17 protein-coding genes are annotated in these 13,649 nt (G+C 62.6%); 7 read left to right on the top strand and 10 right to left on the bottom strand.

Annotated features, from left to right (window positions below):
* Positions 1 to 72 precede the first annotated feature (72 nt).
* From BN32_RS09085 to BN32_RS09100, 4 genes are all read right to left on the bottom strand, one after another.
* Positions 73 to 1,341, bottom strand: coding sequence for a DNA-packaging protein (locus tag BN32_RS09085; RefSeq protein ID WP_019197852.1), 1,269 nt, complete (start codon positions 1,339 to 1,341; stop codon positions 73 to 75).
* Entirely contained in the window at positions 1,328 to 2,014 is a 687-nt protein-coding gene (locus tag BN32_RS09090) for a hypothetical protein (RefSeq protein ID WP_040425597.1), read from the bottom strand. The genes BN32_RS09085 and BN32_RS09090 overlap by 14 nt, the downstream gene beginning before the upstream one ends.
* A gap of 192 nt (positions 2,015 to 2,206) precedes the next feature.
* Positions 2,207 to 2,371, bottom strand: a complete 165-nt coding sequence (locus BN32_RS27250) for a hypothetical protein (protein ID WP_173405768.1) — start codon at positions 2,369 to 2,371, stop codon at positions 2,207 to 2,209.
* 207 nt (positions 2,372 to 2,578) lie between these two features.
* Complete coding sequence (locus tag BN32_RS09100; RefSeq protein ID WP_040426190.1) at positions 2,579 to 2,956, bottom strand: response regulator; 378 nt, start codon at positions 2,954 to 2,956, stop codon at positions 2,579 to 2,581.
* Between the two features lie 112 nt (positions 2,957 to 3,068).
* Between BN32_RS09100 and BN32_RS09105 the strand changes: the two genes are divergently transcribed.
* Complete coding sequence (locus BN32_RS09105; RefSeq protein ID WP_019197857.1) at positions 3,069 to 3,254, top strand: hypothetical protein; 186 nt, start codon at positions 3,069 to 3,071, stop codon at positions 3,252 to 3,254.
* 129 nt (positions 3,255 to 3,383) lie between these two features.
* Positions 3,384 to 3,632 carry a hypothetical protein gene (locus BN32_RS26140; protein WP_082773565.1) on the top strand — a complete coding sequence of 83 codons (249 nt, stop codon included), beginning with the start codon at positions 3,384 to 3,386 and terminating at the stop codon, positions 3,630 to 3,632.
* On the opposite strand, the gene BN32_RS09110 is transcribed toward BN32_RS26140, so the two are convergent.
* The 5 genes from BN32_RS09110 to BN32_RS09130 all read right to left on the bottom strand — a co-directional run bounded on the left by BN32_RS09110 (position 3,586) and on the right by BN32_RS09130 (position 7,508).
* Entirely contained in the window at positions 3,586 to 4,299 is a 714-nt protein-coding gene (locus BN32_RS09110) for an RES family NAD+ phosphorylase (RefSeq protein WP_051488453.1), read from the bottom strand. The two genes, BN32_RS26140 and BN32_RS09110, sit on opposite strands and share 47 nt — an antisense overlap.
* Positions 4,290 to 4,688 carry an antitoxin Xre/MbcA/ParS toxin-binding domain-containing protein gene (locus BN32_RS09115; RefSeq protein WP_019197859.1) on the bottom strand — a complete coding sequence of 133 codons (399 nt, stop codon included), beginning with the start codon at positions 4,686 to 4,688 and terminating at the stop codon, positions 4,290 to 4,292. The genes BN32_RS09110 and BN32_RS09115 overlap by 10 nt, the downstream gene beginning before the upstream one ends.
* 142 nt (positions 4,689 to 4,830) lie before the next feature.
* Entirely contained in the window at positions 4,831 to 5,064 is a 234-nt protein-coding gene (locus BN32_RS09120) for a hypothetical protein (RefSeq protein ID WP_019197860.1), read from the bottom strand.
* 150 nt (positions 5,065 to 5,214) lie between these two features.
* On the bottom strand, positions 5,215 to 6,798 hold the full coding sequence (locus BN32_RS09125; RefSeq protein ID WP_019197861.1) for an MDR family MFS transporter: 1,584 nt from the start codon (positions 6,796 to 6,798) through the stop codon (positions 5,215 to 5,217).
* A 191-nt stretch (positions 6,799 to 6,989) separates the two neighbouring features.
* Positions 6,990 to 7,508, bottom strand: coding sequence for a YcgN family cysteine cluster protein (locus tag BN32_RS09130; protein ID WP_040426191.1), 519 nt, complete (start codon positions 7,506 to 7,508; stop codon positions 6,990 to 6,992).
* A 475-nt stretch (positions 7,509 to 7,983) separates the two neighbouring features.
* Here BN32_RS09130 and BN32_RS09135 point away from each other — a divergent pair, with 475 nt between their 5' ends.
* The 3 genes from BN32_RS09135 to BN32_RS09145 are packed head-to-tail and all read left to right on the top strand — an operon-like array spanning position 7,984 to position 11,438.
* On the top strand, positions 7,984 to 10,272 hold the full coding sequence (locus BN32_RS09135) for a transglycosylase domain-containing protein (RefSeq protein WP_019197863.1): 2,289 nt from the start codon (positions 7,984 to 7,986) through the stop codon (positions 10,270 to 10,272).
* 24 nt (positions 10,273 to 10,296) lie between these two features.
* Positions 10,297 to 10,875: a DUF1214 domain-containing protein gene (locus BN32_RS09140; protein ID WP_019197864.1), complete on the top strand. Its 579-nt coding sequence runs from the start codon at positions 10,297 to 10,299 to the stop codon at positions 10,873 to 10,875.
* Positions 10,872 to 11,438 (top strand): DUF1254 domain-containing protein, encoded by a 567-nt coding sequence (locus tag BN32_RS09145; protein ID WP_019197865.1) that lies wholly within the window; start codon positions 10,872 to 10,874, stop codon positions 11,436 to 11,438. The genes BN32_RS09140 and BN32_RS09145 overlap by 4 nt, the downstream gene beginning before the upstream one ends.
* A gap of 5 nt (positions 11,439 to 11,443) precedes the next feature.
* On the opposite strand, the gene BN32_RS09150 is transcribed toward BN32_RS09145, so the two are convergent.
* On the bottom strand, positions 11,444 to 12,373 hold the full coding sequence (locus tag BN32_RS09150; RefSeq protein ID WP_040425598.1) for a LysR family transcriptional regulator: 930 nt from the start codon (positions 12,371 to 12,373) through the stop codon (positions 11,444 to 11,446).
* 107 nt (positions 12,374 to 12,480) lie between these two features.
* Between BN32_RS09150 and BN32_RS09155 the strand changes: the two genes are divergently transcribed.
* Both BN32_RS09155 and BN32_RS09160 read left to right on the top strand, forming a co-directional pair.
* Positions 12,481 to 12,984 carry an ester cyclase gene (locus BN32_RS09155; protein ID WP_019197868.1) on the top strand — a complete coding sequence of 168 codons (504 nt, stop codon included), beginning with the start codon at positions 12,481 to 12,483 and terminating at the stop codon, positions 12,982 to 12,984.
* 48 nt (positions 12,985 to 13,032) lie between these two features.
* A complete protein-coding gene (locus BN32_RS09160) occupies positions 13,033 to 13,638 on the top strand; it encodes an NADPH-dependent F420 reductase (protein ID WP_019197869.1) in 606 nt (201 codons plus the stop codon).
* Positions 13,639 to 13,649: the final 11 nt, after the last annotated feature.

Raw genomic sequence — 13,649 nt, forward strand, 5'->3', positions numbered from 1 at the left:
TCACGCACTCTTCGCTTTCTTCTCCCTCCCCCTTGTGGGGAGGGTCGGCGCGAAGCGCCCGGGGTGGGGGTTCTACAACCCCCGCACCCTCGGCTGTGCCCGTGTCGTGAAGCTCAGCGACGCGATCGCCCACACCAGCGCGTCGAGCCGGTCCGGCGAGCGGCCCGACGACAGACCCGAGGGGCCGAAATCGCACATCTCGTCTTCCAGCGCCGGAAAGCTTCCCGCATGTCTGACGCGGCCTTGTTCGTATAACGTCGCAACAGGTTCGGCGCGCAGCCACTTGCCGCGCGATGCGCGCACCGAAACCACCGGCACGCTGGCGTCCACCTCGTTGATCACCGAGCGGACCATCTCGCCGCCCTGATTGGTTTCCGCAACCAGCGCATCGGCCTCGAGCCGCCGCCACAACGCGATGGCCTTCGCTGCCCAGACCGATGGCGTCGCCTGCGACACCGTCTCGTCAGCGATCACATGAATCACGCCCTCTTCCGTGATGCCCGCCGCGACAATGCCGCAGGCATCGGCGCGCTTGCCGCTTGAAGCGGGCGGATCGACCGCAACCACGATGCGCGCCAGCGGCGGCGTTTCCCAAACGCGGCTGCTCTCAATCAGCGCCCGCGACCACAGCGCGTCAGGCCGGTCCTCGATGATCTCGCCGTCAAGCTCCTGCCGCCCAAGACGCGTGTCCTTGTAGCGTGCAAGCACGCCTTTCAGGAACGTCGGCGCGAGATGATAGGCATTGGCCTCTGTCCCCGCACGCGTCACAACACTCGTTGGCTCCAGCATCAGCCGCTTGATCAGCGCGGTCGGCCGCGGTGTCGTCGTGATCAGTTGCCGCGGCTGATGGCCGAGCCGCAAACCGAACTGCAGCATGTCGAACGTCGCCTGCGCATACCGCCATTTCGCCATCTCGTCGGACCAGGCACAACCGAACTGCGGCCCGCGCAGGCTTTCCGGATCTTCGGCGGAAAACGCATAGGCCACCGCGCCATTGCTCCATTCGAGCCGCCGCCGCGACGACGTCCACACCGGACGCTCGTCGCGCCGATGCACCGCCAGCAGGCCGGAAATTCCCTCCACCATCACCTCGCGAACGTCGTGTTCGGTCTCGCCCACCAGCGCGATGTTCGAAACCGGTGCAGAGGCCAGAGGCGCGAGGCCGAGAGCCTGCGCCCTCACCCATTCCGCGCCGGCCCGCGTCTTGCCGGCGCCACGCCCGCCAATCAGCAGCCATGTCAGCCAGGGCTGGCCGTTCGGCGCCAATGGCGACGGCACCTGATGATCGTGCGCGAACACGTCCCAGCGCGACAAGAGCAGTTCGAGTTCACGCCTCGTCATTCCCTCGATCAGGAACCGGCGCTGTGCCTGCGACCAGCCCCTCCAGGCGTCGCGAAAGCTCGCGGCGGAATTCGTCGAGGTCTCGGGGAATGGCGTCGTCATCGGCGGCCTTCGTGGTGTCGTCTCCCGCCCCGCGTTCCTGCTCGCGCAGCCGCATCACTTCCTTCAGCGTGCGCGCGAGCGACGCCAGCACGCGGGCGCGGCTTTCGGTCTCGATACGCTGCGCAGGAGCGATGCGCGTCGGATTGCCGATGATGCGTTCGATCTTGGACAGTTCGCGCTCGATAGCATCGCTGACGCGCGCAACCAGCGACGTCGCAGCAGGCTGATCCAGCACCGGTTCGGCGGCGATATCCACCGCCGTGCGCTTGCGTGGTCTCCGCGCGGCGCGCTCGGCTTTCGCATTCGCACGTTCGATAGCATCAATCGCCACACGATCGCTTGCATCCGCGACAAGATTGCCGGGATGTTGGTTGATGACTTTTGCACGGAAGCGCTTCGCCGTCGCCGGCTTTGTGATCGCCGGTTTCTTTACCGTCTTCCTGGCGACAATCTTTTTGGCGGCGGTCTTTCTGACGGCGGTTGTCCTGATCGTCTTCCTTACAGCGGTCTTGCGCGCGGCCTTCTTCGCCGCCGGTTTTTTCACCGGTGCGGAGGAAAGCTTCTTCGGCATGATGACGGACTTTCACGCTGAAACGAAAACGCCGCGCTCGAGGCGCGGCGGTCAATAGACAGGTTATGCTTCCGTCATTGCGAGCGAAGCGAAGCGATCCAGTGCGACAAGACACGACTGGGTTGCGTCGTCGCAAGCGCTCCTCGCAATGACGCAGAGAATGTCTCACGCGCCAAGGCAGTTGGGCCTCGGTTACGTCCGGAAGAAAACAAACCAGACGATTGCCAGCACGAAAATCGCGGCGATGGTGCTGACGGTCAGCAGCGCCAGAATGGACGGACCCGGCTCCGCCTGCCGCGCTTCTGTCGGCGTTTCGACGATCCGGCGTTCGCCTTGCACGTGTTCGACTTTTGCCATTGCGTCCTCATTCATTCGAATGCGCGAACCAGCCCGCGCAGCGTATGGAGGGCAACGCCCTATGACAGATGTGGTTCCTGATTGTGCGGCGCCTGACGGTCTCACTGGGCATTTCTTTGAGATGCCTTCAGCGCGCAACTCTGGAGCATGCCGAAACCCTACTGCGGGAGCGTCACGCTGTCAAGGATTATTTTCCTACGACGACTCTCAATGCACGGTATGCCGCTGACGCGACATTTCCGCCTGCCGCAGCAGCTCAAGCGGCAGCCACGGCTTCTGCATGAACAGCACATCCTCCGGAATGTCCTCGACGCTCTGCCCCGACGTCACGATGACATCGATATGCGGGAAGCGCTGCCTTGCGATCGACGCCAGTTCAAGACCGGACATGTCACCATCCAGATCGATATCGGCGAACATCAGCGTCAGTTCGTTTCCCGCCTTTTCCAGAACCACGGCGGCAGCTTCCGCACTCATGCACTGGATGACGTTCATGTCGCTTTCTTCGAAAATCAGACTGACGAGTTCGCGTTGCAACTGATCGTCTTCAACCACGAGAACGGTATGCTTTGGAGCGCGTCCCATCGTTGCCTCCCATTCCATGAACAAAGCCAATGCACGGGCGGCGATGTAGTTCAGGGAAAATAGTCCGGAACGAATTGCATTGCAGCACGTTTGAACGGAAACGAGGTGCGTCATGAAAGAGGCCGTGGAGCGGGTGATGAAGGCGTTTGCACAAAAGCACAAGCAGATGACGCCGGAACAGGAACGCAAGGTGCGCGACGAGGTCTCCGATTTCGTTGCTGAACTTCTGGAGAAGCGCGCAGCACAACTCACAAAATTCGAAGACACCAGATTGCGCGAGACAGAGCCTCGCATTTGAGTCGGATTGAACGAACGTTGAGAAAGCCCGCTTGACCACGGCGGGCTCTTTTCGTGAGCGAACGGAACTCGGTGCGGAACCCGAGCAGGTACGCGGAGATTTCCCTCCGACATCATGTGGAGATCGGTCATGACGCTCCAGGAGTCACCCCAAGAGTGCGTTCTCGACGCGGTTCTGCGGGCACGGGGCATTCTGGCTCAGTACATCGAGCCGGGCCCTCACGACTGCGGGCAAACGCTGGCGCGGCTGTTTGTGATCTTCGACGATGAAGAACTGACGAACGCCGTCAATGTTCTGAATCTGGAAGCGGCTGGCGCGGCGATGGCTGCGGCTAAACGCTCCACCACCTCTCCTCCTTATAGTCGAACCAGCGACTGAAGCGCCTGCCGTCCCATTCGTATTGCAGGTGTCGTTCCTGCACCGGCACGCCCGCGACATCCGGCCAGAACGCCGCGATGCATGAGCCGTCCGCGTCGCGAACGCTGGGATAGACGATGCCGTCGCTACCGTCGTCGCGGATTTTCAAAGCGAACGGCCGGCTATGAACGTAGCTCTCCCTGTCCAGGATCAGCCGCCTTGTCTTCTCATCCAGTTTCGAAATGTCGTGCAGTGTTGCGCTCACGCTTCCCAGCAGCACGCGCATGTCCTCGCGGCGCGGCGGATCGTTCGAGTCCGCCGCGAAGCGCGCGAAGTGATAGCCGGTCTCCCTGATCGCAGTCTGCAAAGTGCGCGCGGCGTAATAGACCCCAAAGCTGCCGTCCGAAAAACGCGAGCCGTTACGGTTCACATGGGTGAACGGCGCCATCACCCACGATGCGTTCGGCCCGGTCACGCGGCGCTCCGGCGGCACCAGTGCGATCTCCCCTAGCTCGTCGCGCACGCGCGGATTGGTCGCCTGTTCGAGTTCGATCAGCACATCCCATACGGCGGGATTGTCCGAGACGCGCTCGAACAGCGCGATCGGCGGATAACGCGACGCGATGATGCGCCACGCCTCCCGCCAGCGCACGCGCGTGGTGGCAGGTGCTCTTGCCGTTACGACCACGGCGCGCGGGCGGCATCGACATAAGCGCGCACGGCCGCGAGATCCGTGACGTCGCCGGCGGTCATCCGCGCCAGCGGCGTTTGTCCCGCGAAAGAGCGGTTCGGGCGCAGCACCCAGCCATCGGCGAGCGCGGCATCGGAATAGACGATCTGCAACGCCTTCCAGATGCCTGCGACATAGCCGATCCGGCGCAACGTATCGTCCGGCAGGCGCGCTGCCTTTCCGCTCTTCCATTGAAAGAACGTGCGCTCCGCGGGATTGCCGAGGATGCGCCGCGCGTCGCCATTGCCGACGCCCCACCGGGCCATGATGCGGAAGAAACCTTCCAGCGCGAGGCCGTGGCGGTCGACAGGAATAATATCCGTGGATGTCTGCGGTTTTGCAGGCATTGGCCTATCCTCTGCAGTCTTGCATAAGATAGGAACCTCCCTTGCGGGCGTCAATGGTTCATCGCGCTGCTGTCAGACAACCGGAACATGCAATTCTGGAGTATGCCGGAACCCTATCCCGGCAGCGTCACGCTGTCAAGGATTATTTTCCCATATCATCGTCGATGGGGCCGGCATCCTGCGAGGCGCAGATACCGGCGGTCACCCGTTGCGGGATTTTGGCATCGCAATAGCTGTTGCAGATGGGCCCGTTGAGCCGAGAGCACTTCGCCATGCACGCCTCATAGCTGCAGGTCACGCCCGCCTGCCCGGCGGCGGCGGTCCCCGGCATTGCGCTTGCGATCAGATGGACGATCAGCCACGCCGCGTTCAGCATGACACCTGCTCCGTTTGGGAGAGAGCAGCACGACCTGATGTTCCGCGCAATGCGGACGCGCTCTCCCGAACCGCCGTCACCAGTTCGCCTTATGCGCCGGAGTTCGTCACCGTTTCGCCTGTTCGCGCGAACGGCGTTCGGGACCACGCCCTACTCCGCCATCTCGGCTGTTGCGGCGGCCTGCTGCGGCCCGGCGAGCGGACGCTCTTCCATCAGCATCACCAGTGTCGCGGCGGTTGCAAGCAACGCAGCGGCGGCACCGAACACATAACGGAACGCGACGATCATGTCGCTCGCGGCGATCGCATGCTTGGAGCCGATCTGATGCTCGGCGCCGATGGTGAGATTGCCGCCGAGCACCATCAGCAGGATCGCGGTGAAGACCGCGACCGTGAACGACGCCATCAGCGAGCGGAAAAAATTCATCGCGCCGGTCGCAGTGCCGACCTGCATGCGCGGCACTGCATTTTGAATCGAGACGACGCTGACGGGAAACACGGTGCCGAGACCGACCGCCATCAGCGACAGCGCCGCAAGCAGTTGCCACAGCGGCAGCGGCGTCGCCCATGCGAGCGCGAACGCGGCACAGGCCGCAAGGCTCACGCCGCCAATCGCCGCCCGCTTGTAGTGTTTGGTGTACATCATCGCGCGGCCCGCGGCCCATGCGCCAAGCACCGACACCGCGACCAGCGGAATCAAGGCGAGTCCCGCTTCGCTTGCGGAGAGGCCGTACACGACTTCGTAGTACAGCGGCATATGCACGGTGAGACCGATCATTGTGCCGATGGCGCAGCCGCCGGCGGCCATCGCATACGGCACCACCGTTCCCGACAGCAATGGAATCGGCAGGAAAGGTTCTTGAACCCTGCGCACATGCCAGACGAAAGCCACACCGAGGAACAGCGCCGATCCGATCATCGCGAGGATTGCCGGCGAGGCCCACGCGAAGCGGTTGCCGCCCCATGTCAGCACCAGCATCACGATCACGGCAGACGCCATCAGCAGGACGCCGCCGAGCCAGTCGACCTTGCGCCTGCGATGGAAGACCGGAATCTTTTTCATGCGCGGCAGCAGCAGCCCGAGCGACAGCGCGCCGAGCGGCAGGTTGATCCAGAAGATCACCGACCAGTGCAGATGTTCGGCGAACAGGCCGCCGAGCACGGGACCGCCGATGCCCGCCGCAACCCATACCGACGAGAAATAAGCCTGATACTGACCACGTTCGCGCGGCGACACCACGTCGGAGATCACGGTCTGCACCAGCGGCAGGATGCCACCACCGCCGATGCCCTGAAGCGCGCGCGCCAGAATCAGCGTGAGAATGTTCGGCGCGATCGCGCACAGCACCGAGCCGATCAGGAACAGCGCCATCGAGACGATGATCATCGCGCGGCGGCCGTAGATGTCGCTCAGCGTGCCGTAGACCGGCGCAACCGCCGTCGACGACAACAGATACGCGGTGATGACCCAGGACAGATTGCTGACGTCGTGAAACTGGCGGCCGATGGTCGGCAACGCGGTCGCGACGATGGTCTGGTCGAGTGCGGTCAGGAACATCGTGAGCATTAGGCTCAGCAGGATGGTCCGGACCTCGCTCTTCGACAGCGGCGGCGCCGGCACGATCGGCGGCGCTTCAGCGAGATCGATGACTTCGGTGGCGATGCTGGAAATATCGTCCGGATCCAGCGCCTGCGCTTCGTCGGCGTCACCGCGCTGTCGATGTGTCTCGGCCATATGCGTGAGAGGAACGTTCCGGAGAATGGTCCGGCCTCAAAAGACCTGACCCTGAAATGCACGGGATGACGTTTGGTTTATCCTGTTTCGGAGAACTTCATAAGCGGCGCGGGCGCATGGGTGCACCGCGCGGAGGGACCATCACCTGCGCGTTATCGATGCCTGCGGGTCCATTAACGGAACAGCGTGAGCTATTTGGGCGCCGGCCGTTTCTTCAGTCGCGCGCGTTTTGGAATCACGCCGGGCCACTGCACGATATGGTCCTCGAGGTCCGCCTCATCGACCTCATCCTCGGTGCCCCACACCCGGCCCCGCACCGATACGCCGGCTTCGTGGACCGTGTTGGGATCGCCGGAAATCAGCGGATGCCACCAGTAAAGATCCCGCCCCTCCGCCACGAGCTTGTAGCCGCAACTTGGCGGCAGCCAGCTCAACGTGCGGACGTTCTCCGGTGTCAGACGCACGCAATCGGATACTTTGGCGGACCGGTTCGGATAGTCCTTGCAGGCGCACAACCCGGCATCCAGCAGCGTGCAGGAAATGTGGGTGAAGTAGATCTTGCCCGTATCCTCGTCTTCCAGCTTTTCCAGGCAGCAGCGCGCGCAGCCATCGCACAGGCTTTCCCACTCGCTGTCGGACATCTCCTCCAACGTCTTGGTTTTCCAGAAAGATTCGCTCTGGGGCGAAGGCGGCCGAGGCCGGACTGTCATGGCTTTGAACCTGTCGAAGTCGCGGAACATACTTACGCGAGATGCACGCTTTATGGACCATGGCGGCGGCGGCGCAAGCGGCAAGATGGAGGCTGGCCTTTCCGGCATCGAAAAGCGTGGGCGGCGTTCACCCTCACCATCAAAAAACCAACGCGGCCATTGGTTTATGGTTCATGGTCGGCTAGAAGATTGCGGATTCCCGGCGGCGAAATCGCCTCTCCGATCGCCTTGGGGATGCCGCAAATTGATCAGCATCGTCTAACCAGCGCTTTTTCATCCGGCGGCCCATGATCCGGTTCTGACATTCGCATGATTTCCTTCGCAAGCACTTTTACGAACATCAGAACCAAAGGATCACGAGAAATATAGTTTGCTAGCGTCCTTTCGTATCCGACGTTCGCTCGGAAGGCGCTGCGAGTGAAGCGAACGTCGGATACGCGGACACCAGGTCGCCGCATTATTTTCAAGGGTTCCGGTGCGCCAGATCGTACCCAGCGAGTGGAAAAGGCGGTTCCGGCATTTCCTGCTGGACCTCGACGCGCGGATCGATTCCACGCTGTTTTCGTCGGCCGTCGGATTGCGCGAACTCTGGGAGCGCTATTCGACCTTCATGGACCGCTTCTATGTCGGCCGCTGGAAGCGCTGGGTTTTTGTTGAGCCGATTTCTGAAGGCGCAACCATTGGTCTTGCCGGCCTCGTGCTGATGCTGGCGCTGGCGATTCCCGCCTTCCGCGAAACCTCCGACGACGACTGGCTGAAGAAATCCGATCTCGCGGTGTCGTTCCTCGATCGCTACGGCAATCCGATCGGAAACCGCGGCATCAAGCACAACGACTCGATCCCGCTTGAAGACTTTCCCGACAATCTGATCAAGGCGACGCTGGCCACCGAAGATCGTCGCTTCTACGACCATTTCGGTATCGACATCGCAGGTACGGCACGCGCGCTGGTTACCAACGCGCAGGCCGGCGGCGTCCGGCAAGGCGGCTCGTCGATCACGCAGCAGCTCGCCAAGAACCTGTTCCTCAACAACGAGCGCACCATCGAGCGCAAGGTGAAGGAAGCGTTCCTCGCCATCTGGCTGGAAACGCGCCTGAGCAAGAACGAGATTCTGAAGCTTTATCTCGACCGCGCCTATATGGGCGGCGGCACCTTCGGCGTCGACGGCGCGGCTCATTTCTATTTCAACAAGTCCGCGCGCGACGTGAATCTCGCGGAATCCGCGATGCTTGCGGGACTGTTCAAGGCGCCGACCAAATACGCGCCGCACATCAACCTGCCCGCAGCCCGTGCCCGCGCCAACGTCGTGCTCGACAATCTGGTCGATGCCGGATTCATGACCGAGGGTCAGGTGTTCGGCGCCCGCCGCAACCCCGCCAACGCGGTCGACCGGCGCGACGAGAATTCGCCGAACTACTATCTCGACTATGCCTTCGACGAGATGCGCAAGCTCGTCCTGACGTTCCCGAAGTCCTACACCGAGCGCGTGTTCGTCGTTCGCACCGCAATCGACATGAACGTGCAGCACGCCGCGGAAGCAACGGTCGAAAACCAGTTGCGCCAGTTCGGCCGTGACTATCACGCGACGCAGGCCGCGGTTGCCCTGGCCGATCTCGACGGCGGCGTGCGCGCGATGGTCGGCGGCCGCGATTACGGCGCCAGCCAGTTCAACCGCGCCGTCGACGCGATGCGCCAGCCCGGCTCGTCGTTCAAACCTTACGTCTATGCCACTGCGCTGATGAACGGCTACACGCCGAAGTCGATCGTTGTCGACGGCGGAGTCTGCCTCGGTAACTGGTGCCCGCAAAATTACGGACGCTCTCATTCGGGCCCGATGACGCTGACAACCGCGATCACCCGCTCCATTAACGTTATTCCCGTGAAGCTTTCAATCGCTATCGGCGGCATTCCGCGCAACCAGTGGGAGTCCGCGAAGAAAGGCCGCGCGAAGATCGTCGAGACCGCGCGCAAGATGGGCATCACGGCTCCCCTGATCGATACGCCGTCGTTGCCGATCGGCTCCACCGAGGTCAGCGTCGTCGAACACGCGGTTGCCTACGCGACCTTCCCCAATAAGGGACGCGCGGTGAAGCCGCATTCCGTTCTCGAGGTACGGACCGGCACCGGTGATCTGGTCTGGCGCTGGGATCGCGACGGCAAGAAGCCGACGCAGGCGATCCCAGCCTCGGTTGCCGCAGACATGGCGGAAATGATGAGCCACGTGGTCGACGAAGGTACGGCGCGGCGTGCGCGGCTCGACGGCATTCCAGCTGCCGGCAAGACCGGCACGACCAACGCATTCAGGGATGCATGGTTCGTCGGCTATACCGGCAACTTCACGATGGCGGTGTGGTACGGCAACGACGACTACTCATCGACCAACCGCATGACGGGCGGCTCGCTCCCCGCGCAAACATGGCACGACATCATGGTCGTCGCCCATCAGGGCGTCGAGATCCGCGATCTTCCCGGCGTCGGCGCCGGTAAGAAACTTCCGCCGGATGCGGTCGCGGCAGCCAATGCGAACGCCAAGGTCCCCGAAGTGAACCCCGGTCCGCCGCCGATCCTGACCCGGCGCGGCGCTAACATTCTTGTGCGCGTCGAAAAACTGTTCGACGACGCCGCGAAGACAGCCATCGTGCCCGGCAAGACGTCATCCAATGACACCGGCAAGCCCGCTCCCCCTTCCAGCGTGGCCTTCCCCGACAGTTTCGCCTCGGCAACTTCCGACCCGGCGGCGCCCGTGCCACCGCGCAAGAATTAACCGCGTCATGATAGCGCTTCCCTCGTGCGGCTGATCCTTATCACTCTTGTTACACTGATGATCGCGACCATTGTCGGCCTCGGCACGACATGGATGACGGCGACGCGCGGCGTCAACGTCGGCACCATCAAGATTGGCGCGTGGACCGCACGTCCAAGAACCGGCACGAGTGACATCGACCCCTACTCGCGCGCCTCAGTGGCGCGCAGCGGCGAACTCCCTGTCGGCACCGGCGACGGCGTCATGTTCACGGCGACGACCGACGATACCGGCCGCCAGCTCGACGGACGATGCGATGTTGTCGTGAAGGGCGTCACGCCCGCCGCACGGTTCTGGACCCTGACGTTTTACGATCCCAAGGGACGACTCGTTGCCAATTCGCTGCAGCGTCACGGTTTCACCAGTCAGGAAATCGTTCGTGGGTCGGACGGCAGCTTCGAGATTCGAATCACATCGCGGTCGCGCGCCGGAAACTGGCTCCCGACCGGCGGTCTCGACCGTTACATGCTGGCGCTGCGGCTCTACGATACGCCTGTCGGCGTCGGGACGCGCACGCAGAAGGATGCGCCGATGCCCTCCATCATGACGGTGGGATGCCCATGATCCGATGGCTGTTCGCAATCATCGGCGGCGCGCTGCTCGGTGGTGTTGTGCACCTCGTCAGCGTACTGGTGCTTCCCCGCGTCGCCACGCTCGATGCCTATTCGCGCCTCGCGCCGATCACCAAGCTCAACGCCGTCACGGCGTTGCCTGCGGCAGAGCCCGGCAGCGCGCCGATGCCGTTCATGGACCCCGCTTTCGCAAGCGCCGCCTGCCGCTACGATCTCTCGAACGGCCCGCTCAAACTCACCGTGCCGGTGAGTCAGGCCTACACGTCGGTGTCGTTCTACACGCGCAACGACGTCGCGTATTACGCGATCAACGACCGTTCCGCCGGGCGGCGCGTGATCGAACTCGACCTGATGACTGAGGCACAGCATGCCGAATTGCCCGAAGACGAAGAAGTCACCGCGGCGGACCGACTGATTATCGACTCGCCGACCACGACCGGCCTGATCCTGCTCAAGGCTCTGGCAGCAGAGCCCGGACTGATGGCGCAGGCGCAGGCATCACTGGCCGCTGCAAACTGCCGCGTACAAACCGATACGCCGCAAGCCAAGCGATAAGCCTGTCAGCCGATGCTGCCCGCAAATCTTTCGGCGAGGCGCTCGCGGCGGAAGGCTTCGCCGACGAAATCGACAAACGCACGCGTCTTTGCCGGTAGCAAGGCGCGGGTTGCGTAATAAACCGAGATGGACCCTGCATCGGCGTACCACTGCGGCACAACGCGCACGAGCGCGCCACTTTCAAGGTGCTGCAGCGCGTCCGGCACGGCGATCAATGTCACGCCGAGGCCAAGCAGCGCAGCGCGGCACATCGCGGCAGGATCGTTGAACACGATCGTACCGGGCAATTGCACATCGGCTTTCGAACCCACAGCGTTACGCATGGTCCATTGCCGCACGCGCCCAGTCCGCGCAGCGCGCATCACAATGCCATCGAATGCGGCTAGTCCCGAAGGATCTATCGGCAGTGTTCGGCCCTTCAGATAGGCGGGCGACGCGACCGCGATAATATGCAGGGCCGCAAGCGGTCTTGAGACGAGGCCCGGCGCAAGTTCGATGCCGCCGCCGACAGCCGCATCGAACCCTTCCGCGATCAGATCCACCTGCCGGTTGTCGAATTGCCAGTCGGCCCGAACGCGCGGATAGCGGGCGAGAAATGCGGGCAGCAGCGGCAGAACATACTCGGAGCCGAATGTCGGACTGAGGCTGACCTTCAGCACGCCGGCAGGCTCGCCATGGTCTGTCGCCGCGCCTGCGATGGCCGCCTGAAGGCCTTCGAGATTGCCCCGGATCTCAAGCAGAAAACGCTCACCGGCTTCCGTCAGTGTGAGCTTGCGCGTGCTGCGCTGAAACAGGCGGATTCCGAGATTCCGCTCCAGCATCGCGACGTTCCGGCTGACTGCAGCCGGCGTTAGCGCAAGACGGCGGGCGGCGGCAGAAAACCCCCCATTTTCAGCGCTTTGAACGAAGGACTCGAGATTGGCCAGTGTTTCAATTTCGCCATCTTATAGCAATGCTTGAAAATAATTCCAGTCATTACGGTCTAATCTGAGGCCAATAAACAGGCGATATCGGGTCCGTCACCAGCCAACGGAGCCGACCAATGTTCCAGCCAATCTCCCCCACCCGCCGCGGTTTTCTGCTCGGCCTCGCACTTGCCGGCAGTGTCACCCAGACATTCGCCCAGAACACCGGCGCTCACCTCGAAGCCAACAAGGCTGTGGTGCGCACGGTCATCGAGGAAGTGCAACGCGACGGCAACTTCGCAAATTTCGAAAAGCTGTTTGCGCCTGGCTACGTCGACCGGACCGCCTTCCCGGGATTCGCCAACGACCGCGAGGGTACCCGCAACGTCTACCTCACGCTTCGCAAGGCCTTCCCCGGCTTCCGCGCCGTCATTCATCGTCAGGTTGCCGAGGGCGATCTCGTAACATCGCACAAGACCTACCACGGCAAGCATCTCGGAGAATTCAATGGCGTCGCCCCGACCGGCCGCGACATCACCTTCGAGGCCATCGACATCATGCGCGTCCGCGACGGTCAGATCACCGACCACTGGGGCGTCACCGACATCGGCGCGCTGATGCGCCAGATCAGCGCGCGCTGAGCCGATCTTGCAATCATCCACACATCCAAGACCTGAAAGGAACACACCATGACCAAGACCATTGGAATTATCGGATCTGGCTCGATCGGTTCAGCCTTCGCACGCAGGCTTGCCAGCACCGGTATAGAAGCAACCATCGCCAACAGCCGCGGCCCGTCTTCACTAAAAGATCTCGTTCGCGAGATTGGCCCCTCCATCACGGCCGGGACGGTGACAGAAGCCGCGAGCAAGGACATCGTCCTGGTCGCGGTCAACTGGTCGAAATTGCCGGCCGCGCTTGCCGGCCTGCCCTCCTGGAACGGCCGCATTGTGATCGACGCCAACAACCCGATTGAAGCGCCGCTATTCAAGCCCGCTGAACTGAATGGCCGGATCTCGAGCGAAGTCTTCGCTGGATTTGTACCAGGCGCACGCGTGGTCAAGGCTTTCAACCACCTGCAAGCGCACGTGCTCGCAAGTGACCCTCAAGCCGATGGCGGCAAGCGTGTACTGCTCTATTCCGGTGATGATAACGCCGCGAAAGCGGAAGTCGCAGCACTGATCGACCAGCTCGGCTTCTTCGGCATCGATCTTGGATCGCTCGCCGTGGGTGGAAAGCTTGTCCAGTTTCCAGGCGGTCCGCTGCCGGTGCACAACCTGGTCAAGGTTGCCTGAACGCGCAACAA

Origin of the sequence: Afipia birgiae 34632 (genome assembly GCF_000308295.2) — a bacterium.
GTDB classification, from domain to species: Bacteria; Pseudomonadota; Alphaproteobacteria; order Rhizobiales; family Xanthobacteraceae; genus Afipia; species Afipia birgiae.

Coding starts and splice junctions, on each gene's coding strand:
- BN32_RS09085 (WP_019197852.1), bottom strand. CDS start 1,341: ATGACGAGGCGTGAACTCGAACTGCTCTTGTCGCGCTGGGACGTGTTC.
- BN32_RS09090 (WP_040425597.1), bottom strand. CDS start 2,014: ATGCCGAAGAAGCTTTCCTCCGCACCGGTGAAAAAACCGGCGGCGAAG.
- BN32_RS27250 (WP_173405768.1), bottom strand. CDS start 2,371: ATGGCAAAAGTCGAACACGTGCAAGGCGAACGCCGGATCGTCGAAACG.
- BN32_RS09100 (WP_040426190.1), bottom strand. CDS start 2,956: ATGGGACGCGCTCCAAAGCATACCGTTCTCGTGGTTGAAGACGATCAG.
- BN32_RS09105 (WP_019197857.1), top strand. CDS start 3,069: ATGAAAGAGGCCGTGGAGCGGGTGATGAAGGCGTTTGCACAAAAGCAC.
- BN32_RS26140 (WP_082773565.1), top strand. CDS start 3,384: ATGACGCTCCAGGAGTCACCCCAAGAGTGCGTTCTCGACGCGGTTCTG.
- BN32_RS09115 (WP_019197859.1), bottom strand. CDS start 4,688: ATGCCTGCAAAACCGCAGACATCCACGGATATTATTCCTGTCGACCGC.
- BN32_RS09120 (WP_019197860.1), bottom strand. CDS start 5,064: ATGCTGAACGCGGCGTGGCTGATCGTCCATCTGATCGCAAGCGCAATG.
- BN32_RS09125 (WP_019197861.1), bottom strand. CDS start 6,798: ATGGCCGAGACACATCGACAGCGCGGTGACGCCGACGAAGCGCAGGCG.
- BN32_RS09130 (WP_040426191.1), bottom strand. CDS start 7,508: ATGACAGTCCGGCCTCGGCCGCCTTCGCCCCAGAGCGAATCTTTCTGG.
- BN32_RS09145 (WP_019197865.1), top strand. CDS start 10,872: ATGATCCGATGGCTGTTCGCAATCATCGGCGGCGCGCTGCTCGGTGGT.
- BN32_RS09155 (WP_019197868.1), top strand. CDS start 12,481: ATGTTCCAGCCAATCTCCCCCACCCGCCGCGGTTTTCTGCTCGGCCTC.
- BN32_RS09160 (WP_019197869.1), top strand. CDS start 13,033: ATGACCAAGACCATTGGAATTATCGGATCTGGCTCGATCGGTTCAGCC.